Origin of the sequence: Dyadobacter sp. BHUBP1 (genome assembly GCF_050587785.1) — a bacterium.
GTDB lineage: Bacteria > Bacteroidota > Bacteroidia > Cytophagales > Spirosomataceae > Dyadobacter.
Genome location: NZ_JBOBIH010000004.1, coordinates 266165 through 287712 on the forward strand (window position 1 = coordinate 266165; position 21548 = coordinate 287712).

Annotated in this window: 18 protein-coding genes; 3 read left to right on the forward strand and 15 right to left on the reverse strand. The window is 51.2% G+C overall.

Annotation, left to right across the window (positions count from 1 at the left end; genetic code table 11):
• Positions 1-70: 70 nt before the first annotated feature.
• On the reverse strand, positions 71-394 hold the full coding sequence (locus tag ACQ4MZ_RS17685; RefSeq protein WP_430846833.1) for an ArsR/SmtB family transcription factor: 324 nt from the start codon (positions 392-394) through the stop codon (positions 71-73).
• A 352-nt stretch (positions 395-746) separates the two neighbouring features.
• Here ACQ4MZ_RS17685 and ACQ4MZ_RS17690 point away from each other — a divergent pair, with 352 nt between their 5' ends.
• Complete coding sequence (locus ACQ4MZ_RS17690) at positions 747-1988, forward strand: sensor histidine kinase (RefSeq protein WP_430846835.1); 1242 nt, start codon at positions 747-749, stop codon at positions 1986-1988.
• A gap of 23 nt (positions 1989-2011) precedes the next feature.
• Here the strand turns inward: ACQ4MZ_RS17690 and ACQ4MZ_RS17695 are convergent, their stop codons facing one another.
• The 6 genes from ACQ4MZ_RS17695 to ACQ4MZ_RS17720 form a co-directional block, all read right to left on the reverse strand.
• Positions 2012-2464, reverse strand: a complete 453-nt coding sequence (locus ACQ4MZ_RS17695; RefSeq protein ID WP_430846837.1) for a VOC family protein — start codon at positions 2462-2464, stop codon at positions 2012-2014.
• 33 nt (positions 2465-2497) lie between these two features.
• Positions 2498-3631, reverse strand: a complete 1134-nt coding sequence (locus tag ACQ4MZ_RS17700) for a multinuclear nonheme iron-dependent oxidase (RefSeq protein ID WP_430846839.1) — start codon at positions 3629-3631, stop codon at positions 2498-2500.
• Between the two features lie 12 nt (positions 3632-3643).
• The gene (locus ACQ4MZ_RS17705) at positions 3644-3799 is read right to left on the reverse strand and encodes a chryseobasin-related MNIO class RiPP peptide (RefSeq protein ID WP_430846841.1); all 156 of its coding nucleotides are present in this window, start codon (positions 3797-3799) and stop codon (positions 3644-3646) included.
• A 198-nt stretch (positions 3800-3997) separates the two neighbouring features.
• Entirely contained in the window at positions 3998-4465 is a 468-nt protein-coding gene (locus ACQ4MZ_RS17710; protein ID WP_430846843.1) for a hypothetical protein, read from the reverse strand.
• Positions 4466-4636: 171 nt separating this feature from the next.
• Positions 4637-5908, reverse strand: coding sequence for a hypothetical protein (locus ACQ4MZ_RS17715; protein WP_430846845.1), 1272 nt, complete (start codon positions 5906-5908; stop codon positions 4637-4639).
• Positions 5909-6026: 118 nt separating this feature from the next.
• Positions 6027-8561: a choice-of-anchor J domain-containing protein gene (locus ACQ4MZ_RS17720; protein WP_430846847.1), complete on the reverse strand. Its 2535-nt coding sequence runs from the start codon at positions 8559-8561 to the stop codon at positions 6027-6029.
• A gap of 230 nt (positions 8562-8791) precedes the next feature.
• On the opposite strand from ACQ4MZ_RS17720, the gene ACQ4MZ_RS17725 reads away from it, so the two are divergent.
• Positions 8792-9664 (forward strand): N-acyl homoserine lactonase family protein, encoded by an 873-nt coding sequence (locus ACQ4MZ_RS17725; RefSeq protein ID WP_430846849.1) that lies wholly within the window; start codon positions 8792-8794, stop codon positions 9662-9664.
• Positions 9665-9678: 14 nt separating this feature from the next.
• On the opposite strand, the gene ACQ4MZ_RS17730 is transcribed toward ACQ4MZ_RS17725, so the two are convergent.
• Positions 9679-10929 (reverse strand): hypothetical protein, encoded by a 1251-nt coding sequence (locus tag ACQ4MZ_RS17730; RefSeq protein ID WP_430846851.1) that lies wholly within the window; start codon positions 10927-10929, stop codon positions 9679-9681.
• Positions 10930-11146: 217 nt separating this feature from the next.
• Between ACQ4MZ_RS17730 and ACQ4MZ_RS17735 the strand changes: the two genes are divergently transcribed.
• The gene (locus ACQ4MZ_RS17735) at positions 11147-11848 is read left to right on the forward strand and encodes a hypothetical protein (RefSeq protein ID WP_430846853.1); all 702 of its coding nucleotides are present in this window, start codon (positions 11147-11149) and stop codon (positions 11846-11848) included.
• 74 nt (positions 11849-11922) lie between these two features.
• Here ACQ4MZ_RS17735 and cysC read toward each other — a convergent pair whose 3' ends face one another.
• The 7 genes from cysC to ACQ4MZ_RS17770 all read right to left on the reverse strand — a co-directional run bounded on the left by cysC (position 11923) and on the right by ACQ4MZ_RS17770 (position 21476).
• Positions 11923-12456, reverse strand: a complete 534-nt coding sequence (gene cysC, locus ACQ4MZ_RS17740) for an adenylyl-sulfate kinase (RefSeq protein WP_430846855.1) — start codon at positions 12454-12456, stop codon at positions 11923-11925.
• Positions 12453-13217, reverse strand: coding sequence for a 3'(2'),5'-bisphosphate nucleotidase CysQ (gene cysQ, locus ACQ4MZ_RS17745; RefSeq protein ID WP_430846857.1), 765 nt, complete (start codon positions 13215-13217; stop codon positions 12453-12455). The genes cysC and cysQ overlap by 4 nt, the downstream gene beginning before the upstream one ends.
• Positions 13217-14236, reverse strand: coding sequence for a sulfotransferase family protein (locus ACQ4MZ_RS17750; protein ID WP_430846859.1), 1020 nt, complete (start codon positions 14234-14236; stop codon positions 13217-13219). The genes cysQ and ACQ4MZ_RS17750 overlap by 1 nt, the downstream gene beginning before the upstream one ends.
• A gap of 3 nt (positions 14237-14239) precedes the next feature.
• Positions 14240-15412, reverse strand: a complete 1173-nt coding sequence (gene chrA, locus ACQ4MZ_RS17755) for a chromate efflux transporter (protein WP_430846861.1) — start codon at positions 15410-15412, stop codon at positions 14240-14242.
• Between the two features lie 6 nt (positions 15413-15418).
• On the reverse strand, positions 15419-16816 hold the full coding sequence (locus ACQ4MZ_RS17760; RefSeq protein WP_430846863.1) for an aryl-sulfate sulfotransferase: 1398 nt from the start codon (positions 16814-16816) through the stop codon (positions 15419-15421).
• Between the two features lie 108 nt (positions 16817-16924).
• Complete coding sequence (locus tag ACQ4MZ_RS17765; RefSeq protein WP_430846865.1) at positions 16925-18451, reverse strand: RagB/SusD family nutrient uptake outer membrane protein; 1527 nt, start codon at positions 18449-18451, stop codon at positions 16925-16927.
• Positions 18452-18461: 10 nt separating this feature from the next.
• Positions 18462-21476, reverse strand: a complete 3015-nt coding sequence (locus ACQ4MZ_RS17770) for a SusC/RagA family TonB-linked outer membrane protein (protein WP_430846867.1) — start codon at positions 21474-21476, stop codon at positions 18462-18464.
• Between the last annotated feature and the right edge of the window lie 72 nt (positions 21477-21548).

Genomic DNA, 21548 nt, shown 5'->3' on the forward strand with positions numbered 1-21548 from the left:
GCGAGCCGGTGTCCGAATGACATGCAGGCTTATCGTTACATACGCTCGTGGATCATTTCCATAACCCCGCCTAGGAAGCAAGTTCTTTCAGCATTTCCTCCGACTGCCGCAGCTGGCGCATATAGATGTTCCTGGCCAGGTCCAGAAACTGGTAGATCTCCCGGTCGGGAACGTCGTAATAAATGGTGGTCTTTTCCCTGCGGCTGCTTACAAACTTCATGACGCGTAATTTGGCCAGATGCTGCGAGAGGATCGATTGGTCGGCTTGTATAACGGCCTGCAATTCCGTTACGGAAAGCGGGCCGTCCCGGAGCGCATCCAGTATGGCGAGCCGGACAGAATGTCCCAGCGTCTTGAAAAACTCAGCTTTATAAAGATGTAGCGGGCTGTTCATTGATCTTGTTATATTAGAATATTCAAATATATGTGATTTTATTCAAATATAGGTATCAGCGGCGGGTGTGCCTATGCTTTCCAAGGACTTTGAAACTGGTGCTGATATCCGTTTTACTTGCCTCGCCGCTAGCCTATCTGGCGACGAAAAGCTGGCTGGAAGATTTCGCATACCATATCCCGATCAGCGGGTGGGTGTTTGTTCTGGCCCGTTAAGTCGTTGAAAACGAATTGATGGTAATCTGCCTGGATAGGTATACCTCATGATTTTTCCGCAACGGGCCTGATTTACTGCCGGGGTTAGGGCAAGTAACGGCTATATTGCAGGGATTTTTGGTGGTATGAAGTCCTACATGAAAAAATACAATCTGCAACTCGGCGCGTTGATGGCGACGGTAGTGACCTTGTCGATCGTGCCGGTTCGACTTGCCGAAGGCCAGGGAGCCAACCTTGTAAGCCTGGTTGGATCGGAAATTGTTATCTGGCTGATGTGCATGGCCACCTGGCTAGCCAGCTACCAGACCTATTATAGGTTCAATTTAGTCAAATGGCAGAAAATCGCGATCGCACTGCTTTTTTGTGCAGTGATTTCCAATTTGTTTTTTCTGGCCTCGTTCCGCATGTTCGAAGATTACCCGCTCAAATCCATGCGCGAGCTTCCGCTCTGGATTATTACCATTCGGCTTTCTTTGCGCGGCCTCCTGCTGGGGTTGATTATGGTCCCTATTATTTTCTTACTGGAAACCGAGCGCGAACGGCAGGCGGAAGCATTAAAAAGGGAGAGAGATCGGGCCGTGGACGCGGAGCGGCAGAAGGACGTGTTGGAAGCGCTCGTGTCGGAACGGACGGCCGATCTGGAAGAGGCGCTTTCATTTCTGGGTGAGTCGCAGGAAGAACTGGACCACCAGGTGTATCTGCTCACCCGCGTGGTTGCATCGATAGCACATGATGTTCAGGCGCCGATGCAATTCATCATTGCGGCCGCGAAGCATACCGGCAAACTGATCGACAGCAAACAATGGGAGCAAGCTGCCGAATATCATCAGCAAGTGGAGCTCAGTTTGGCCAATACGGCCGTGCTGATGCAAAACCTGCTGGAATTTGCACGAGGTCAGATCCACAGGGGAGCCTTACATTCTGATCATGTAAACCTGTCGGCTATGATGCGTGAAAAGGTCCGTGTGTTTGAACAAATTCTGGATTCGGCCGGTAATACATTGCGCACTGCTCTGAATGAAAGCCTGACGGTCAACACCAATGCCCATTTGCTGGGGGTAATCCTGCATAATCTGCTGGACAATGCAACCAAAAATACCCGGGATGGGGAAATAGCCGTATACAGCGGGATTGTGGATGGTCAGCTGCACCTGTATATCCAAAATCCGGTTGCCGCCGCACTGCCTGCTGGCAGTGCGCAAACCGACCGGCAGGGTACCCCGAGGCAGTACATCGCCCACTTGGCGGGAGATAACCATGGACTCGGACTGATTTTAGTAAGGGATATCGCGGCACTGCTGAATATCGGTTTTACAATTGAGGCCGTTTCCGATAAGGTAACCGTTAGGATGATCTTCTCCGAATTTTCCGGCTCTTAATACTGACCCGGAATCTAGTCCGCCTAACTTTTCTTCCCGATTTCTTCTGCCAGGCCTATCAGGATTCCTTCGGCTCCCCGGATATAGCCGAGCCGATACGAATCCTGGTATTGAACCACCTCCCCGACGAGGTGGGCGCCGTGTCTGGTAAGCCGGCTTACCATTTCATCAATGTCTTCCACGGCGAACATCGCCCGCAGGTAGCCCAATGCATTCACCGGTGCATTCCGATGGTCCGATTCGATGGGAGGCTCGAGAAATCTGGATAGTTCGATGCGGCTGTGACCATCCGGGGTGACCATCATGGCGATCTCGACGCGTTGCGATGCCAGGCCGGTGACCCGACCGGACCATTCGCCTTCAATAGTGGCACGGCCCTCGAGAATCATACCCAATTCTGTAAAAAACGAGATGGCATTGTCGAGGGATTCTACCACGATGCCGATGTTGTCCATTCTCAGTAACTTGCTGCTCATAGGTATACCTGCTTAAAGATTGAAATACGGTTCTCAAGCAAAGCCATTTTTCCACTTTTGTGCAATCGCCATGGCGGTTTCCAGCATATAAGGGGCCCACTTTTCGACTTCCCAGGCCGTGTTATGCAGATCCGAGGAGCGCAGCATTGCGTTGGCTTCACTTACACTTCCAGCCGTTTCAAGGATATGCGATAATTGCATTTGTTGCTTGTGTAATTCGGGATCTTCCAGCGGCACGGGGCCCGCATTTACGGCTAGTTGTGCAAATGGAAGTGCTGTTGTAGGCAGCGATTTTCGTGCCAACGATTTAACAATGCTATCCATGCGAAGAAAATCGGACTGGAAAGCCGCCTGACTGGCCTGCGTGCCGAGCGCGGTGCCCATTTGTTCGAGTACGACAAATTTGAGATTTGGACATTGGGGAATTGCTTCGGCCAGGAATTCAAACACGGTTTCCGGTACCGATTCGTCATGCGTGTCCCGGCGTACGGGCTTGCGCGTGGGTGTGAGCGTGTCGTCCCAGCTGCCGCCCGAAATATGGATTTCCCGCACCTTGTTGAGCGGGTATAGTTTTAAGATTTCGGCAAAATCAATGTTGAAATTATGAACCTGGCAGTAAAGGTTGTGCAGGTCGAGAATGATGAAGCCGTTGACACTTTCTACCAGCTGATCTAAAAAAATCCCATGCTTCCGTACTTCATCAATCGAATACGAGAAAGCGAGGTTTTCCAGTCCTACGGGACATTGGCATGCGTCCTGGATTCTTTGCAGACGGTCTCTTCCGAGCGCCAGCGTCCGGGAAGTAAGCGGAATGCCAATCGGCGCGCCTTTATGGAAATCCTCGCCGGTCATGAAACCGAAATGCTCGGTAATGTGATCGAAATTAAACTCGCCGGACAGTTTTTTGAGCTTGTTAAGCCATTCCTGCTGCCCTGGCGACCATTTACCGGAAAATAATGAAAAATATACGCCGTGCCCGATGAGCCGTTTATGGCTGCTGAATTCGCTTACCAGATCAGTAAACCAGGCGGGGATTTCGTCAAACCTGTAAAGAGTGTCAAAAGACCACTCAATGGCCTCCACTTTCTCCTGTTCAAACAAAGGCAACGCCGCCTGCAAAATATGGGTATCCAGATTGCAGGCGATCGATGAGTAGATTTCAGACATGGATAGCAGGCATCATCCCATTCCACAGCCCGGACAGGGGTCCACAGTTTTGGTTTTAGTCGTTTTTTCGCCGTTTGGGCCAACAGCATTGTCTGTGCAGGCAGTGGCAAGCGCTGTGACCGTAACCGCAACAGCAACTGCCTGTAATACCGATTTTGAGATTTTCATACGAGAGTTTGTTAAGGTGAATCAGGGAATACTTGGGAAAGATGTAGTTGGAACGGATTTGGTTGTAACCGATTGTGATTAAATTCTTTCGATATTCCTGTCCCGCTGATTTAAACCGGTTTTCAAGCATCAGGCCCGCGCTACCATATGACGGACGCGGCGGACAAGCTGGTGGAGGGGATCATCGCCTGAGGATGGCTATCTGATGTATTTCGGAATAAAAGCAATCTCCGTATTGTATGGGATTTTGGGCACTATGGCGAAAACGTAGTCTATTCCACCTATGGGCGTCGACCAGTACCGAAGGTCTGCGGTAATGGTCAGTTTGTTGCGTGCACAGTTGGCCGTAACATTTTGAGTCATCACGGAAGCACGCGTAACATTTTCGATACTGATTACGATCAGACTTTTGGTTTTGAAGTCGATTTTTTTCTTTAAATAATGGATGAAGAGTTTTTGGTATAATTCGTCGTCGTTCTGAATTACCTCATAATCGATATCGAAATTTTTAGGATCTTTCAAGCTGGCTCCGGGATTTAAGTCGTCATTCAGCAATTCGAATTGTACGGCACCATCTTCGCATTTATATACATACGACTCTTCTTCCTTACATGAATTAATAAGGATAATCAGAATACATATGATAAAAGCCTTAAATTTTTGCATAAACGCCCCGGCTAAATAGGATTCTGAACGACATCATTGTTTTATATAGCCACTTAACAGTCATTGCTTATAAAGGATCATTTGCCAATATAACAATGAGATCATGGGTGATAATATTGTTGTCGCGAACAAAAAATCATCCATGAATACGAATATGAAAAATAGATCCTGTTATAAAAGTAGTAATTTAATCACCGGTTTAAGTTCTTCAAAACTAAGAATCGTCCAGGGTATTTGGCGCGGATAAAATATCACGTATTGGGTCGGCAGTAAAACACAAATAGCTGTGGTTGCCAAATAAAGGTATTTTGTGTTCCGAACTTCTTGCTTGCTGATGATAAACGCTGAGATGATCATTAACGGAAATGCATAAGTCAGGCTTCGTGTTATGTCGAACACAGCATATGCAACCAGTATGTGGCCAACCATGATCGACAGTATCAGCAAAGATAGAAATGTATTCCCCTTTTTTACCAACAAACCAACGGCAAAGAGATACAATATCCAAAAACCCTCGAAGGTCAGGAAAACACCCGAAAGCCTATGCTTGAACTGGTAAGGAACCAGAGCCAGTTCAACACCTGATCCGGCGCCGGTGGGAGTGTGCAGGTTAAATAGGGTAGAAAGTAATATTCTGATAATCAGGTATGATATGCCAACTAGTAGCACAATTGAAGACGTTTTTTGCAGCCAGTCTTTCTTATTACCCAGTTGCCGGAACGAATTCAGCTCGAAATCGGACTCCAAAAGCAGGTGGAAAAGGTAAACAGAAGCCAGCGCAATAACAGCCCGCTCGTCTGTCCAGCATGCCAATGTTAACGAGAGAAAGATCCCTGCACGGTTTTTAAGATACATTCCAAGGGCCAGGAAGAAATAGGCATAGGCATCGAACCAAAAGTCATAATCCCAAAAGAAAGCCTTTGCAAGGTAAATGGTGGAACTTCCCATGGTTAATAGTAAGACAGTCACCGGAGATAATCCTCTCAACAATATCTTCATTACCATAAACAGGAAAGGAACCAGCAAGGCCGACTGGATTAAATAAATAATGACAACGCTCCGGCCATCCGAATCGGCCGTTACACCAAGCAGTCTAGCGAGTAATGGTACGGTAAATCTAAAATCTATCTTCCCGCCGTGGGTCTCCTGATCCGTCCGGACGGCTGATAGCGGATCCGATACTTTATCAAAAAAATAAGCGTAGTTAACTCCCAGGCTGTGATCAAACATTAACTCAAGATATCGCGGATAAGTGAACAGCAGGACAATGCCAAATATAATAATCGAAGTTATCATTATCCTGCGGTTCGAACTCAGACATTTGCTTAAAGTGCTTTCATTGAAAAGATGTTTTATCGAATAATTAGTCGTTCCTTTTTTGAACGATTTGGCGGATACCGGAAGGGTTTCAGGGACTGAACGGAACGGAAATGCTTGCTGCATGAAGTATGTCCTAAGGATGAATAACTGGGTTCGGATATACAGACCCAATTAAAGCCTCCGACAGTTGCCTGTTTTCAATATATTTTTTTGAATAATTTACTATTTCGAAATGATCCGCCTATTCTTTTACAAATCGGAACGAACGCCCATCATCGAGCCGGATCCAATAAGTACCGGTACTCAATTGCTGCACATTGATATCCTGGGTTTGTCCGGTAATACTGAAATGCTTTCGGATCCTGCCGTTGATATCGATCAAAACTGCGGTAGTTCCGAGAATATCAGGATCGGAAACGTGGAGTTTTAAGGTTGTTTTCGCCGGATTGGGGAAAACTGTCACCGGCGTAGTTCCCTGTCCGTCGAGCGCGATGATGCGGCTGTATGCGAAGGTTTTGTCCTGATCTACCATTTTCAGGCGATAATATACCTTCCCGTCATGGTTGTGGATATCCGAATAGCCGTATTGCTGGCTGACACCGTTCCTTGCTGGCACGGAATGAACCGTAGCAAATGCCTTGGCGTCTATACTGCGCTCGATTTGAAAATGACTCACGTTTTCTTCCTGCGCGGTCTGCCAGGAAAGGTGGTTAAAGCCCTTCTCCCGCTTCCCATTGAAATGCACCAATCGCAGCGGTAAGGGCTCGCTTTGCGTCTTCACAAAGAAACCGCTGAAACCGGCGACAGGAAAGGTTACTTCCCACCGTTCGGCGTCGGGGTTCCAGGTGATGTTGGCGTCGTCAGGGTCGATGGTGGTAGCGGCACCCGGGTAAGTATCGGGCAAACCGGTCCCGTCACCGCTGGTACCGCCGCGTTTTTCGATTTTGAGGTTGGCAATACCGGCCGCGTCACTGGGTCCGGTGGGCAGTTTAAGAGCATTGACGTCGTTGAATGTTTCGAACTCCGCTTGCGTAAAATACAATGTCACGTCGCCAGTGGCCGTTTCTGCATTCGTTTCGGGTGTGATTTCGTAATGCCTTTTAACAAAATGGGCAGGCTGGGCCGCATCTATCCATACTCGCGCGGTCGTGTTGCCAGAAATGGCGGAGATGACGTCGCCGCCTGTTACTTTGGCGACCAGCACGCTGCAATTATCGGCATAATAGTACCGGGTATCACTGCTGGGCTGGAAAGAAGTTACGGTGGTGTTGACCGAAGCTACGGACGTGGCGGTAGGGTCTGTCACGCATTCGAAATTAGCCCGGATCATGAATTGCTTCGCAAATGACGGGCCATATGCCTCCACAGCGCCCCAACCCGGGACCGGGTTGGTCGGCCAGTCGACGAAGTTGGTGCGCGGGAGGAAAATACCCGATGCCAGGCCGATAGCCAATGTGCTGTCGATCTCTTTTAAGCTGACGAATATGGTGTCGCCGGGGAGTAGGTTTAATGTAGGGCTGACCATGAAAATGTGCCATTTTGAAGCATCCGTGCTAGTCAGGGTGCGTGCTGGGGCGTCGAAGAGCACAGTGCCCGGCGTTCCGTTTTGAAACTTCATCACAGTGGCCCCGATGCTCATGGTGTTGCCCGGTTGGACGGTGCCGACGAGGTAGGCCGAAAGCGAGGAAAGTTCGGTGACGGAATGAATCGGATAAATGGTTCCCAGATAACCGGGCGTAGTGCTGCCAATTCCCAGTACGCCGTTAACTATCCCATTGTCGCGTGCAAATACAGTCTGGGTAATTTCCACTGAATCGATGTATGCATCGTTTGATGGCCGCTGATCTGTAACGCCGGGGAGCACGGTTTCGATACGGACGGTATATTTCCCAGGTGCATCCGCGATAAACGAAGCAGCAGCCCACAGCGTGTCACTGGTTGCCAGGAACGGCACATCGACCGGAGCGCTTTGCGTCGAGAAGACTTCCTGATCGGCACTGTCGAACACAGTCGCTTTGATATAAGCGCCGCTCAGCGTATTGGCTCCCTGGTTATTGATCCGGCCAAAGAATGAATGGGGTAAGTTCTGGCTGACGGGTACTTTAGGGAATATTATTTTGGAGGGATTGACCAGGGCTGCGTCAAAATCCAGCACCCTTTCCAGCATTACATCATCAATAAGAAGCACAAACTTGTCGTTCGAAACATTCCTGAATGCGACGCGGATCGTCTGACCGGCATATGCAGAAAGGTTGACCTCGTGTCTTGTCCAGGCGGAGCTCTCGGCGGCAGTCGAAAAGACTACGGTCGAGGCACTTACCTGGTTGCCCATCACGCCGGTGCCGCCGGTGGGGACATTCGGTTCGGCCATGACGCGGACTTCATATCCGTCGGGGTAGGTCGGGTCATAGGCAACGGCATTCCAGGAAAGGCGCATTAGTCCGTCAACGGCCGGAATAGCGATGGGCGGTGTCCACATCCAGTCGTCGGCAGCGCCTGCGGAGGTGTACCATGACGTACTGAACGCAGCCGAATCCGCGACATTGAAGGAGAAATCCTCGCGCCGTTCCCAGGCTTCATTCACATAGGCCACCGAACCGGTCGGGGTGCGGTTGTCGACATTGCGTAACAACCATCCGGTCGGAAAGGTGTAAGTACCGGCTCCACCGGCGGTTGGTCCGCCAATGCCGTCGAAGTCTTCCTGAAAAATTACTTGCGCATGAGACGAGAGGGTAAACAATGCCAGGAGGCACACGAGAGTAGCTGTTTTTTTCATAGGTTAGATAGAATGGGTGCGATTATCGGTAACCTTGCTTTGCCGGTAAGGGCATTACATCGATAAAGGCTATACGTTAGCAGATTATACCTTTACCGGCTTCGTGAATCTATTATCCGGTCGTTGTCGCAGGTTTTTAATTTTGGCGGTTTTTGCGCAAATTACCTGCTTGCTGCTGCCTTGGTTTCGATCAGCCGCTTACATCGTTTTTTCTTTAACATCATCCCGCCATGAACCGAATTATTGGATCGTTAAAATCTGCCGTCTTCGCAGCCGCATTCTTATTATGCTTTCCCTTTTTTGCACAAGCGCAAGCCGATACCTATGAAGTATTTGCGATCAAATTCGCCGGGACCGACAAGCAGTTTTACGAAGCCGAATGGGCCAGTGGCGGCGGGAAGGATGTGCCGGTTCCGATTAGTTTCATGTTTTGGCTATTGAAGGGTAAGAACGGGCGGAACATCCTCGTGGATGCCGGGTTCATGCCTGAAAAGGTAAAAGAAGAGGAGTTTTTCAAAATAGCAGGCTATGTCCGGCCCGATTCTGCATTGTTGAAAATGGGCGTGAAGCCCGGGGCGGTCAGCGACATTATCCTATCTCATCCGCATTGGGATCACCTGGGCGGCGTGGCCTTGTTCCCGAATGCCACTTTGTGGATGCAAAAGGACGACTTTGATGGCTTCGTCGGTGCCGCCTGGCAAAAGGATGGGCGGAAGGGCGGGTTTGCGCCAAGCGACGTCCGGATGGTGATAGACCTCAATCTGGCGGGAAGGCTGAGCCTGGTCGCGGGGGATAACCAGGAGATACTTCCGGGCGTGAAGGTTTTTACCGGTTCGAAACACACCTACGATTCGCAATATGTAATGGTCAATAATGGTAGGGAGAAGGTCGTGATCGCTTCGGACAATATCTGGATCTATTACAGCCTCGACCACCTGACTCCACCTTCACCGGGTGGTACAACCGATCCGCAAGGTTATGTCGACGCCATAAAGCGCATGAAAACGCTGGTAAGCGATCCGAAATACATCCTGCCGGGCCACGATTCGAGGGTATTCGAGAAGTTTCCCGCGGCCGCTCCCGATGTCGCTGCGATCAGGTAGCGAAATCCATTGATCTATAATGCAAGCCCGAAGCCCATGCGGAAATAGCCCAGATAACGTCGTGAATTCTTGTTGATTTCCAATAGATTATGGCTTAGCCCCGCAGAAATGTCTATGAATGCACTGCCAAACATAACCTGCTGGAAGCCAGCGCTGGCTCCGAGCCCCAGATGACGCTTGCTTTTCCCTTCGCCGAAATAGGTTTCGCTGTGGTAAAAGAGCTGGTGCAAATACGGAGCGACATACAGGCCCGATAGATTATTTCCGCCCATACCTTGTCGTACCGCCCTTTTCTGGTCGGTATAGTAGCGTAAATGTAAAGTCGATTGTAACTGATAGTCATTCGACGCATGCCTGGCCCCAAGTATCGGATAATCTCTGGATACAATGCGCAGGTAGTTGACAGAAAACTGCGTGTTCAGCGAAAACGGACTGCTTTTCAGCTTCCTTTCATACCCCAGTCCAATGTTTCCGTTGGCATAATCGGTTGAAAGATAGACGGTTGGCCATTGCAGTTTCCAGAGTTGTTGCACAAAGTCGTCGCAACGAAGTATCTCGCAAAACGGCTGATTTTTCTGCCGTTTCCAGTCGCCGAAAGCGAGCCCCATGCTCGTGCGGGAAGCGATGGCGATCCGGGACGATTTGCCGAACTCATAGGCCAGAAGCAGAGGGTCGCCGTCCTGCCGGTAATCCTGGTAGTAGAGCGCGATGCCCAGTTCCAGCCGGCCCCGGTTCAGAAAGCGCCGTTGCAGCCCGAACTCCAACCCGATCCTTTTCAGTTGGTTATGTACGATTTCCTTACCCCATTGCCGTTCCCCGATAACAGCCAGAAAATTCCCTGTAAAGTTGTTGCTTCCGGTTCCTTCCCGGATCCGCCGGCGCATATCATAGTACCACCGGCCATACACTTTTCCCGAAATCAGCCCTTCGGGCCCTGCGTTCCCGCCCCAGCCTCCGCTGACCCCCATTTCTGCTCCCAGCGACCATGACGGCAGCACCTTATACTCATACCCGGCATCGACCTGCGTGGTATTGTTGGCCGTGTTTTCAACACTGAAAATATAATTGGGTGTAAATGAAAGCCCCAGTTTCAGCATATGGCGCGTCGGCACTTTGGTCATGAATACATTTTCGTACCGGTCTACAAACCGCTGTTTGACAAATACTTCCCCGGACTCTTCCTCGGCGAAGGTAACCCGTACCGAATCCTGTGCAACGGAAACCTGAAAAGTGCATAAAAACAGTACAAAAAACAGCAGCCTCATGGATATTAAAAGTTAGGGATTGGGGTTCTCGATCAGTTTTTGCATCAAAGAGGCGCAGCCGGTAGGGGATGGTTGTATGAGGGTGTGAAAACATCATATTCCAATAGCGATAGAAGCATCTTATTAAAATAGCAATTGTGTTTTTAAAAAATATCAATTTTAATTGGATATTGAAATGAATAGCAGGTTATTGGAATGAATCACTTTTTGAAACGCCATGAGAAACAGTTTTCCTTTTCTGAACATTTTGTCGATTTTCCTAATTGTGAGCCAGGCAAATGGCCAGCAGGTATATGACTTTTCCCGACGGAATATTGATGCCCATATCGACTTGGTACCGCTTGGATTTCCCGATCCCTCGGTCCGGTTTGGGTCAGAAATGATGTTCGGGAACCGCTGGGCAACCGGGCTTAATGTAGGTGTGGGTGTGCCGATACCATTCACTGAGGCACTGGGACTTCGCCAGCAAAAGTGGGAGAAAGGGAAATACAAACTTTTTGAAGTGAGGCCGGAAGTGAAATTCTATTGGTTAAAACGCGAGCGTAGTGGTTGGTATATGGCAGCCGAAGGATTACTTTCAACTATGAGCGGAACGACAGGAAAGAGCTATCATTTCGAAAATAATAATGACACGCTGCAAATAAATTTTGACTATGCCGACTTCTCTAAAACCAAAGTTGGTGTTACGGGCAAGCTTGGTGGACGAATATTCGTCGGCCGGCGTATAACACTGGATATTTTTTCAGGAATTGGTTTGTCGCGCATTCATTCAATTTTCTCCAATTACAAAAACAAAAGCATTAGCAAATCGGACCCATTCTTTGAAGGCGAAAATTACGTGGCCGGAAAAAGAGTTGTCGCGCACCTGTCGGCCGGACTGAGAATCGGCATGCTGCTTTGGTCGGAAGAATCAAAGTAGCATTTTGGTGTAGGATCAGGGCCGATCAAGTTTATTTGCCTGTGGTTGCAGTTGATCCGCCATGCCCGGGTAATTCAGGATTGCGTGCTAATTGCCAGGCGGTAAACTTGCTCCGCGCATTCATCAGCCTGCCATAATGCCGTCCGGATGACGAGATCCGGCTGCGTCGGCACTTCGAAACCGGAGTCGATGCCGGTAAAGTTTTCGATTTCATGGTTGCGGGCCTTTCGGTAGAGCCCTTTCACGTCGCGTTGCTCGCAAATGGCTATCGGGCATTCCAGGTATACTTCGAGGTAACGGTCACCGAGGGTTTTCCGCAGCAGGTCCCGGTGCGATTGCATGGGCGTAATGAAGGAACAAATCACTATGAGGTCTTTTACGAGCAGTATTTTGCAAAGCTCCGCCACGCGCCGGATATTTTCAAGGCGATCGGCATCGGAAAAGCCCAGGTCGCTGTTCATACCGGCCCGTACCACGTCACCGTCGAGCGAGAGCGTACGGTAACCGTCGGCCTCCAGGCGGCGGGCAACCATTTGTGCCAGGGTGCTTTTACCAGCGCCCGAGTGCCCCAGCAGCCAAATTACTACTCCTTTTTGATGCGTTTTCATTGGCACAGGCACAGAAAACTGCCATTCAGAAGTGATTCTTTGTTGTACAAAAACGGCTCGCCCAATGCATTGGTCATTTTGCCTCCGCTGCATTCGAGAATGGCTTGTCCGGCGGCGGTGTCCCACTCCATGGTCGGTCCCTGGCGGAAATATATGTGCGCGAGGCCCTCTGCAATGATGCAGAACTTGATGGAACTCCCTACCGAAATCTGATTCGTGACAGGGTATCGGGCCAGTACCGCGGCTTCCTCCGGGCTCCCGTGTGAGCGGCTGCCTACCGCTGTCCAGCCGACATCGGCACGGCTCGTCTGAAGCCTGACAGCATTACCCGCGGCGTCGGTTTTCCAGGCCCCGCCCGCCTGGTCTGCGTAGTAGGTCACTCCCGTTACGGGCACGTGTATGACGCCCATTACGGGCTTGCGGTCGCGTATGAGGGCGATGTTGACTGTGAACTCGCCATTTCGCTTCACAAATTCCTTCGTACCGTCGAGCGGGTCTACGCACCAGTAGGTATGCCAGTTTTTTCTTTCTTCGAAAGGAATTTTGCGGCCTTCTTCAGAGAGAACGGGTATGCCGGGGAAATGTCTGGCCAATGCGGCCACGATCACCTCGTGCGAAGCCTTGTCGGCAAGCGTGAGCGGCGAGTCGTCAGCTTTGCGCTCGACCTCGCCGGATTGGGCCGGATCGTTGTAGATGCCCATAATCGCATTTCCGGCTTCACGTGCTATGGCGGGTAGTATTTGAATGTCTATTTGCATCATTAACAATGGGGAATAAGGGATAGCCGGCCGGCAATTGCTTTCAGGAGTTGTTCCTGCGGGCGTCTTTTTTCAAGGTCTTCCGGCCTCAGTTTGCTCCTGAATTCTTTTTTCAACTCCTGGTTGATCTGCGAGAAATCCTCGATTTCCTCCGTTGAAAATGGCGTGCCGTCTTTTTGATAAACGAGTTCGTAACCCAGTTTTTCGAGGGTATCGCCTGCTACGCGCTCGAAAATGCGGATGTCCGCTTCCGAAAGCCCGGTCAGGAACTTACGGTAGTTGTCGGTCAGGACAGGTTTGACCACATTCTGCCACATCAATCCTGAATTGGCGGTTTCCCGCGACTCGGCGGACTCGTGGTACGCCAATGCCATTTCCGAATACTGAGCTCCGATGAACGAACAAATGCGTTTGAGTTCGGTTTCCGGGTCTTTCAGCAAATCCTCGTAACGCACACGGAGCACGCGCCCAGGGCCGAGGTTCTCATACAATGCGATGGATGCCTCCTGCTCGCTCTTCCATTGCTGAGCCAGGTGATAGCTGTGTTTTTCGCCTACAATGGCCTTCTTGAAAGAAAGCGCTACATCCCGGCCATCACGGAAAAGGTGGATGTAGCGGGGCGGCGTGCTGTATTGTTCGAGTTCAGCGGCATAATGGATATTGGCCATGCTTTTACACGTCCAGATACGCGCGCCATCGGCCTGTGCTTTCAGTTCATACACCGCTTTGGCGATTTCGGGCAGGGTAGGTACCTCGCACCGTTGCCGGACAGCCGCGCGACCGAGCACAACGCCCGTCCAGGGGACCGGGTTAGTTTCCACCAGCGTACATACGTCTTCAATCAGTTCGTCGAACTGGCTTTCGACAGCCAGGTCGCCGTAGACGGGCAGCAATGGCATGAGCCTTTCCAGGATATGCGGCGGATGCGGGGCCGATACTTCGGGCAGCTGGTTGAGCATAAGGCGCAGCAAATTGGAGCCGCTTCGCTGGGTGCCGATGATTTGAACTGGGGTAAATGCCATAACTTACAAGATAAGTAATCCAAGAATGCCGGCTGCCGGCACTACTAATGCCGGATCGGTTTTGAAATAAATCGTTGCGCCAAGCGCGGCTGCAAATACGGCCGCAGAAAATACGGTGATGCCATCGCCCCACAAAATGGAAACGCCGGCCGAAATGATCATCCCTATAATAGCCGGTCTCAAACCTTTAAATACCGTAATGACCACTTCCGATTGGTTGATCCTATTGAAAAAACGGGCAGTTATGACGGTTAGAATGGCCGTGGGGGTGAAAATGGCGATAGTGGCGTTCAATGCACCCCAGAAGCCGGCGAGTTTATAACCGATGAATGTTGCACTGATAAAAATCGGCCCGGGCGTAACCTGTCCCATCGCAATGGCGTCGGCAAATGAACGGTCGGAAAGCCAGTGATGGCCATCCACGATGACCTTCTGCATGGCGGGGATGATCACGTAACCGCCGCCAAATTGGGTAAGGCTCATCCCCGAGAACGTCAGCAGGATAGTACGGTGCAATGCGGCAAGCGGGTTGCTTTGCGGCCAGGCAATTAGTACGGTGAGCAGGACCGCGACTGCAACCAATGGATAGGGTATTTTGAAGTCTCCTCGCGCAGGCTCAGGCACGGCAGGGGAATCAGTTTTTTTGAAATAAATCAAATAGCCCATTACCGCACTCGCCAGGAGAATGGCCAGCGTTGAGAAATAGGACTTTGAAACAAAAACAGCCACGGCCGAAACGATCGCAATAAGCATCTGCGGAATATCCGAAATGTTTTTACGGCCCATGCTAATCGCCACGCTGGCGATAATAGCAGCGACGGCAGGCAATATTCCGGCAAAGAAATGGCTCATAGCCGGTACATCGCCATATTGAAAGTAGAAATGCGAAAGGGCGAGCATTAACACGAAGGAAGGCAGGACCACCGCGGCGACGCTGATGAATGCGCCCCTCCACCCGCCGAGCTGGTAACCCACGTAGGAAACCACATTGACGGCCATTGGTCCCGGCAGCACCGATGCGAGCGAAATCCCTTCCATAACCTTTGCATTGTCGAGCATACGGTCCTTTTCGACGACCCTTTTCTGGATCATCGAGATCAGCGACATAAAGCCGCCCCACGACGTAGCACCGATTTTCAGGAAAGTCAGGAAAAGATAGGCGGGTACCGGTTGCATTGCACGTCAGTTTACGAGGTAGGGGGCAACCTGCTCTTGTGGAACAAATTCGGCGCGGTAGGGCATGATCCTGCTTTTGAGCGCCCACAGGAAACGTCCGTCAAGGTTGGTGAGGACAATGCTGTTGGTCTTCGAGCTGCAATGCAGTACGGCATCGGAGCCCACGAGGTAGGCGCTGCCCATGCGTGCGGTGTAAAACTCCTTCGGTAATGTAATATGGTGTTTCAAAACGGATGTTTTGGCTGATTCGTCGAGGCTGAATGTGAGTGTACGGGTCGTTTCCTTGCTGGTACCGTTGTCGAACAGCATCAGGTCGCCTTCTGCATTGCGGTGCACGGCATGGCCCTGGTCGAAAACGCCGTCGGCAGGCATTTTGAAATCACCGCCCCGGCCGAATTTCCAGAGGACTTTACCGGTTTTTGAATCGATCTTCCAGATTTGCCCGTTGTTGTAAAACGACATCAGGTAATTGCCGTCGCGGTCGAAGCTCACGCTATTGGCATGCATCCAGTCTTTTTTCTCTTGCAAGATCCTGGGGTCTTTCAGCGGGTCGAGTGCGTCGAATACCGACCAGCCCCATACTTTTCTGCCCTTACGGTCGAGTACCAGAATGCCGTCGCTTTTGACCGTATCCTGCTTGGTGCCGCCCACGGAACTAAGGTCCATGATGCGCGTCTGCACATTCAATGTCACGACCTGGCTGCGTTCGTTGAGGATGATCTCGTGGTGGATCGTTTCCTTGAAATCGTTCTCGCCCTTTTTCAGGTGTAGCAGTGTGTCACCTGTGAGGGATACTTCCAGAATCTCGTTGCCGTAGCTGGTAGGGTATTCTTCTGTCCCGAGAATGGACAGGATAGTTTTGTTGCGTGTGAACTGTGTGGTTTTAAAGCCGGTCCCATTCACCTGATGGTACCAGCGGATATCGCCTTTGTGATCGAGGAGGAAAATGATCCCCGGTGTTTCGCGGCGTGAGAAAAGAATAAAGCCTTTTTTGAATGCGTCGGGCACAATGGCCGAATCGGGTGCAATGGTCTGGAAAAAATCCTGGATCCACATCGGATAGCCCGACGTGCGGAAGTCATAAACTTTGCTGGTGGCTTCCTTACCGCCGTCGGAAGAAATAATATGGTAAAGGTATTGCGTTTTGGGCCGCAGGTTGGTCAGTACCAATGCATGGCCGGTACCGACGGGCGACGACAAGGTAGTGAACTTGTGCAGCGAGTCGGCCTTTTGCCAATACTCGATGCGGACCGCACACGGGTCGGTAGTTTTTATATCTATCCTCACTTTCAGCGTGTTCCTGCCAGGCGCGCTGAGGCTGATTGTTTCGATGCCCGTACCGTTGCAGCCAACGAACGTCAGACCGGTGATCAGGAGTACGAATGCGAGGAGGATACGTTGCATAGGAAATGGATGTAATGGATTGGTAAATATAATTCAAAACCGGCCCCGAAAATGGCAGAAGGCAATACGCGAAAGTGCGTACTGCCTGTCTGCATGCTTGCCCGACGGTTATCTGCCGGTATTCGAAAGGTTAGGATTAATGTCTACCTGTGCCTGTGGGTACGGGAAATATCTGTGTTTGTTAATATCGATACGAGGGGTTTTGCCGATGGCGCTCAGGTAAGTGTTCACCACGCTCTGGTATTTGTCCATCCGGATCAGGTCTTCGCGGCGTTTGCATTCGAAGAAGAACTCCCATCCGCGCTCTTGCAGGATCGCGTCGCGCAGGGTTTCCTTGGTGAATGTGCCTGCGGCGCCCAGCAATGTGGCTTTCGAGCGTGCCTTTACCTGGTTGATCAGCTGGATACTTTCCGCATTCGGGCCGGTGAGCTCGTTCAGTGCTTCGGCGCGGCTCAGCAGGATGTCGGCATAACGGATAATCGGGAACACGTGGCCGTCGAGGTAGGTCGTCGAGCCTTTCGGATCGGCATATTTCTTCGTAGCGACGTCGGGCAGGTAATAATAGCCCGCGGGTGGGTTTACGGCCCCGGCCGGTGGCTGCACATAACGGAGGCCGTCGGTACCGATGTAATCGTAGAAGAACATTTCACGACGCTCGTCATTTTTCTCGAACGTATTCCAGAACCGCCACGGAATACCGAAATACTGCCAGCGGTCGGTCACGTCCTTGTGGTTGATCGGCCCGAAGTGGTTCATCATTTCGGTGGCATCCACGAGGTTGTTGGACAATGCGCTGAAAATGTTTTCGGAGCACCATTTATTGCTTTCCGCAAACAGTTCAGAGTAGGAGGGGTATAGCTGGTATTGTTTCAGATCGGTGATCTGCTGGCTGATCTCCACCACCTTCTGCCAGTTTTTTTCACGCATATAAAGCTTGCAAAGCAACGCGAGTGCTGAGCCTTTGGTAGCACGGCCTACGTCGTTGGTTTTGTAAATTTTGCTGCTGGTGTAGTTCAAAGGCAGGTTCTGCGCGGCATATTCCAGGTCGCTGATGATCTTCGCATTGATGTCCGCTACCTGGGTAACCGGCGTTTTGGCTTCGTAATCCGGGTTCTGGATGTTTTTGGCAACGGAGTCCTCGGTCATCAAAGGTACCGGGCCAAATGCATTGGTAAGGTCATAATACCCCAGCGCACGGAGGAATTTCAGCTCGCCCGCGAACTGTGCCTGCTCCTCGGCGGTCAGCGCTTTGATTTTGGGAATATAATACAACGCATTGTTCACGTCCGAAACCAGCTTGTACTGGTGCTGCCATGCATAGGCGAGGTAAGTATTGCTCGGTCCCCAGTTGGCGTCGGACATGAGCCCCACATCGCCGCCCGATTTGGCATGGCCGGCGTCGGTAGTCAGGTCGGTGATCGTTACCTGGAAACCCGCGTAATACATCCATGAGTCGTTGCTCCCGCTGGGTTGTTTCAGTCGGGAATAAGCGGCATTCACGGCGGCAATGGCGTCGTCTTTCGACTGGAATGCATTGGCGTCGGTCAGGATGCTGTAAACTTTCGGTTCGATCAGGCTTTCGCAGGAAACCGTCACGAACAACATCATCAGTGACAGAATTGAGATGTATTTCATTTTGATGCTATTAGAAATTGATTTTTAAGCCAAGGGTATAGGAACGGTACGACGGGAATGCGGTGTAATCCAGACCCGACGCAAGGTTGATGCTGCTGGCCGAACTGCCGCTGTTGGCCGCCTTCGTGTTCACCTCAGGGTCAGTTCCGGTGTAGCGGGTGATCGTGAACAGGTTTTGCACCGTGCCGTACAGCCTCACTTTCACCCGGCTCGCCTGACCGAACGGTAGCTCGTAGCCCAGCGTGATCATTTTGCAGCGCAGGTAAGATGCGTCCTCAATGAAGCGGGAGTTGATGTAGCCGCCGTAGGAAGTAGTAGCATAGCCATCTTGCGGGATATCGGTATTCTGGTTGTTAGGCGTCCAGCGGTTCAGCGCCGAGGTGCCGAAGCCCGATTCGAGGATCAGCGCATTGGCATTGTACAGACTGTAATCCAATGCGCCCTGCATGAAGATATTCAAATCAAAGTTCTTGTATCTGAACTCGTTGCCGATTCCGAAAGTATAATGCGGGTTGGCGTGGCCGAGGAAGGTACGGTCGTTGGCATTGATCACATTGTCGCCGTTCACGTCCACATATTTAGGGCTTCCTGCGGGTGCATTGGGCTGCGGCGCATAACTTTCGCCGGTTTTGATCACGCCTGCATACTGGTACCCGAAGAAGCTGCTGAGCTCACGGCCCGGTTCCAGCTTGGTGAAATCCACCGCACGGCCTCCGTACGGGTTGGCAGTGGTAGTGATAATGTAAGGACGCCCGCCGAGGTCGAGGATCTTTTGCTTGTTATAGGCAATGTTCAATGCGGTTTTCCAGCGGAAACTGCCTTTGGAAATGTTCTGCGTATTGAGCGAAAGTTCAACTCCCTTGTTCTGGATGGCACCCGCGTTCACGATCTGGCTGCTGAAACCCTGCCAGTCGCCGATAGGGATATTCATCAGCAGGTCGTTGGTCTTTTTGTGGTAGTAATCGAATGTCGCCGAAATGCGGCCGCCGAGGAACGCCATGTCCACACCGAGGTCAAGCTGTGCGGTACTTTCCCATTTCAGGTCAGGGTTGGGCAAGCGGGTCGCTGCCACACCGCCGTACGAATTATCGCCGTCGAGGGTCACGTTCACGGGTGAGAAGGTCGTCATGTAGGCATAATCCCCGATGCGGTCGTTACCGGTAACACCATAGCTGGCGCGTACTTTCAGGTCGGAGAACAGGTTAAGGGTTTTCACAAACTCCTCATCCCCGATACGCCAAGCCAATGAGCCCGACGGAAAATATCCGTAACGGTTGTTTTCCCCGAAGCGTGACGAACCGTCGCGACGAATAGTGAATGTGGCCAGGTACTTGTCCTTGAAGCCGTAGTTGATCCTGCCGTAGGCCGAAGCGATCTTGGTATTGATTTTCGAGCTGGTGGAGGTTACGCGTTCCGTTCCTGCCCCCAGGTTGTTATACAAAAACACATCCGAGCTGAAATTCTGAACAGCCGAGTAATGCTCTTCGGTCTTATCATCCTGGGTCGACACACCGGCTACCGCATTGATCGAGTGGTCGCCGAAGTTTTTGATGTAGGTAAAATAAGCTTCTACCAGGTTCCGGTAAGCCGCATTGTCGTTCACGGTAGCACGGCCTTTTACTTTTTCGCCGTCCACGAGGTCGCGGGGGAGGTAAGTACCTTCTTTGAAACCGTTGTATTCCGTTCCGGCATTGACCTTGAATGTAAGTTCGTCGGTGATCATGTATTCGGCAAATGCATTGATATTAAGTTTGTTGCCGAATTTATCGTTGGTAGGAGCGAGCAGCCAGGCCAGCGGGTTATCGCGGCCCTGGAAACGGGCGAAACTTCCGTTCGCATTGTAAGCTGGCACCGCAGGCGAAGCCGAAAGGATACCGTACATGACGTTGGAAGGAACAATGGACCCATCATAATTCTTGAACCGCGAGAAGGTATGCGCACCATAAATGTTGGCGCCCATTTTAAAGCGCTTGCCAAACTGCTTGTCGGCATTCAGGCGCACCGAATAACGGTCATAGTCAGTGTTTTTCAATGCACCGTCCTGGTTGAAATAATTGAGTGATAATGCCACGCGGGTATCGTCGTTACCACCGCTGGCAGTCAGGCTGTAACTCTGTACACTCGCATTGCGGGTAGCCAGTTTGAACCAGTCGTTGCTGATGCCGCTGGCCAGGTCGTTGGGCGTGTACAATGCAGGCAGGCCCTTTTCGGCATTTTTTGCATTGGTGATTTCCATCGCTTGCAACCCGGTCATTTTCTCGTAGCTGCTGCTCACTTTCTGCACACCGTAATAGCTGTCGAAAACAACCTGCGCCTTACCTGCTTTTCCTCTTTTGGTGGTGATGATCACAACACCGTTGGCGCCACGGGCACCGTAAATAGCGGTTGCGGAAGCGTCTTTCAGGATCTGGATGTCTTCGATATCGTTGGGGTTAATGTCCTTTCCCGTTTCGGAAGGAAAGCCGTCGACCACGTACAAAGGCTCGTTGGTGGATGAAATGGAGTTACCACCCCGGATGCGCACCACGGTGGTACCGCCGGGCGCCGAGTTCGACTGGCTCACCTGTACACCCGCCGCGCGTCCCTGGAATGCCTGGGCCACGTTGGAAGTGGCACCGCCAAGGTTGAGGCTTTCGCTGGCGATCGAGCTTACCGCACCGGTCAGGTCCTTTTTCTTCTGGGTACCATATCCTACGACCACCAATTGATCGAGGGTTTTGGAATCTTCTTCGAGTGTCACCTTGAAGACCGTCTGGTTGCCCACGGTAATCTCGGCGGTTTTATAGCCGATAAACGAAATGCGCAGCACCGACTGGCTATTGGGAACGGCGAGGGCAAATTTGCCCTGTGCGTCTGTAATCACACCCGTGGTAGTGCCCGACAGCGATACGTTGGCACCGGGTATTTCGGCCCCCTTGGCGTCGGTCACCGTACCCGACACGCGGATCTCGCCGGATTGACCGAAGCTGCTGCCGACAGCCAGCAGGGCAACGAAAATGAAACTCAGTATAGCCTTTAACTTCATAGGAATTGGGTTTTTGGGGTTAACATAAAAAGCTCTTCCGGACGGGAACGACTACCGGTTGGTAGCTCCTGT

What these genes read in the sequence shown, in the direction of transcription:
- ACQ4MZ_RS17685 (WP_430846833.1), bottom strand. Translation starts at nt 394, where the DNA reads ATGAACAGCCCGCTACATCTTTATAAAGCTGAGTTTTTCAAGACGCTG.
- ACQ4MZ_RS17690 (WP_430846835.1), top strand. Translation starts at nt 747, where the DNA reads ATGAAAAAATACAATCTGCAACTCGGCGCGTTGATGGCGACGGTAGTG.
- ACQ4MZ_RS17695 (WP_430846837.1), bottom strand. Translation starts at nt 2,464, where the DNA reads ATGAGCAGCAAGTTACTGAGAATGGACAACATCGGCATCGTGGTAGAA.
- ACQ4MZ_RS17700 (WP_430846839.1), bottom strand. Translation starts at nt 3,631, where the DNA reads ATGTCTGAAATCTACTCATCGATCGCCTGCAATCTGGATACCCATATT.
- ACQ4MZ_RS17705 (WP_430846841.1), bottom strand. Translation starts at nt 3,799, where the DNA reads ATGAAAATCTCAAAATCGGTATTACAGGCAGTTGCTGTTGCGGTTACG.
- ACQ4MZ_RS17710 (WP_430846843.1), bottom strand. Translation starts at nt 4,465, where the DNA reads ATGCAAAAATTTAAGGCTTTTATCATATGTATTCTGATTATCCTTATT.
- ACQ4MZ_RS17715 (WP_430846845.1), bottom strand. Translation starts at nt 5,908, where the DNA reads ATGCAGCAAGCATTTCCGTTCCGTTCAGTCCCTGAAACCCTTCCGGTA.
- ACQ4MZ_RS17720 (WP_430846847.1), bottom strand. Translation starts at nt 8,561, where the DNA reads ATGAAAAAAACAGCTACTCTCGTGTGCCTCCTGGCATTGTTTACCCTC.
- ACQ4MZ_RS17725 (WP_430846849.1), top strand. Translation starts at nt 8,792, where the DNA reads ATGAACCGAATTATTGGATCGTTAAAATCTGCCGTCTTCGCAGCCGCA.
- ACQ4MZ_RS17730 (WP_430846851.1), bottom strand. Translation starts at nt 10,929, where the DNA reads ATGAGGCTGCTGTTTTTTGTACTGTTTTTATGCACTTTTCAGGTTTCC.
- ACQ4MZ_RS17735 (WP_430846853.1), top strand. Translation starts at nt 11,147, where the DNA reads ATGAGAAACAGTTTTCCTTTTCTGAACATTTTGTCGATTTTCCTAATT.
- cysC (WP_430846855.1), bottom strand. Translation starts at nt 12,456, where the DNA reads ATGAAAACGCATCAAAAAGGAGTAGTAATTTGGCTGCTGGGGCACTCG.
- cysQ (WP_430846857.1), bottom strand. Translation starts at nt 13,217, where the DNA reads ATGATGCAAATAGACATTCAAATACTACCCGCCATAGCACGTGAAGCC.
- ACQ4MZ_RS17750 (WP_430846859.1), bottom strand. Translation starts at nt 14,236, where the DNA reads ATGGCATTTACCCCAGTTCAAATCATCGGCACCCAGCGAAGCGGCTCC.
- chrA (WP_430846861.1), bottom strand. Translation starts at nt 15,412, where the DNA reads ATGCAACCGGTACCCGCCTATCTTTTCCTGACTTTCCTGAAAATCGGT.
- ACQ4MZ_RS17760 (WP_430846863.1), bottom strand. Translation starts at nt 16,816, where the DNA reads ATGCAACGTATCCTCCTCGCATTCGTACTCCTGATCACCGGTCTGACG.
- ACQ4MZ_RS17765 (WP_430846865.1), bottom strand. Translation starts at nt 18,451, where the DNA reads ATGAAATACATCTCAATTCTGTCACTGATGATGTTGTTCGTGACGGTT.
- ACQ4MZ_RS17770 (WP_430846867.1), bottom strand. Translation starts at nt 21,476, where the DNA reads ATGAAGTTAAAGGCTATACTGAGTTTCATTTTCGTTGCCCTGCTGGCT.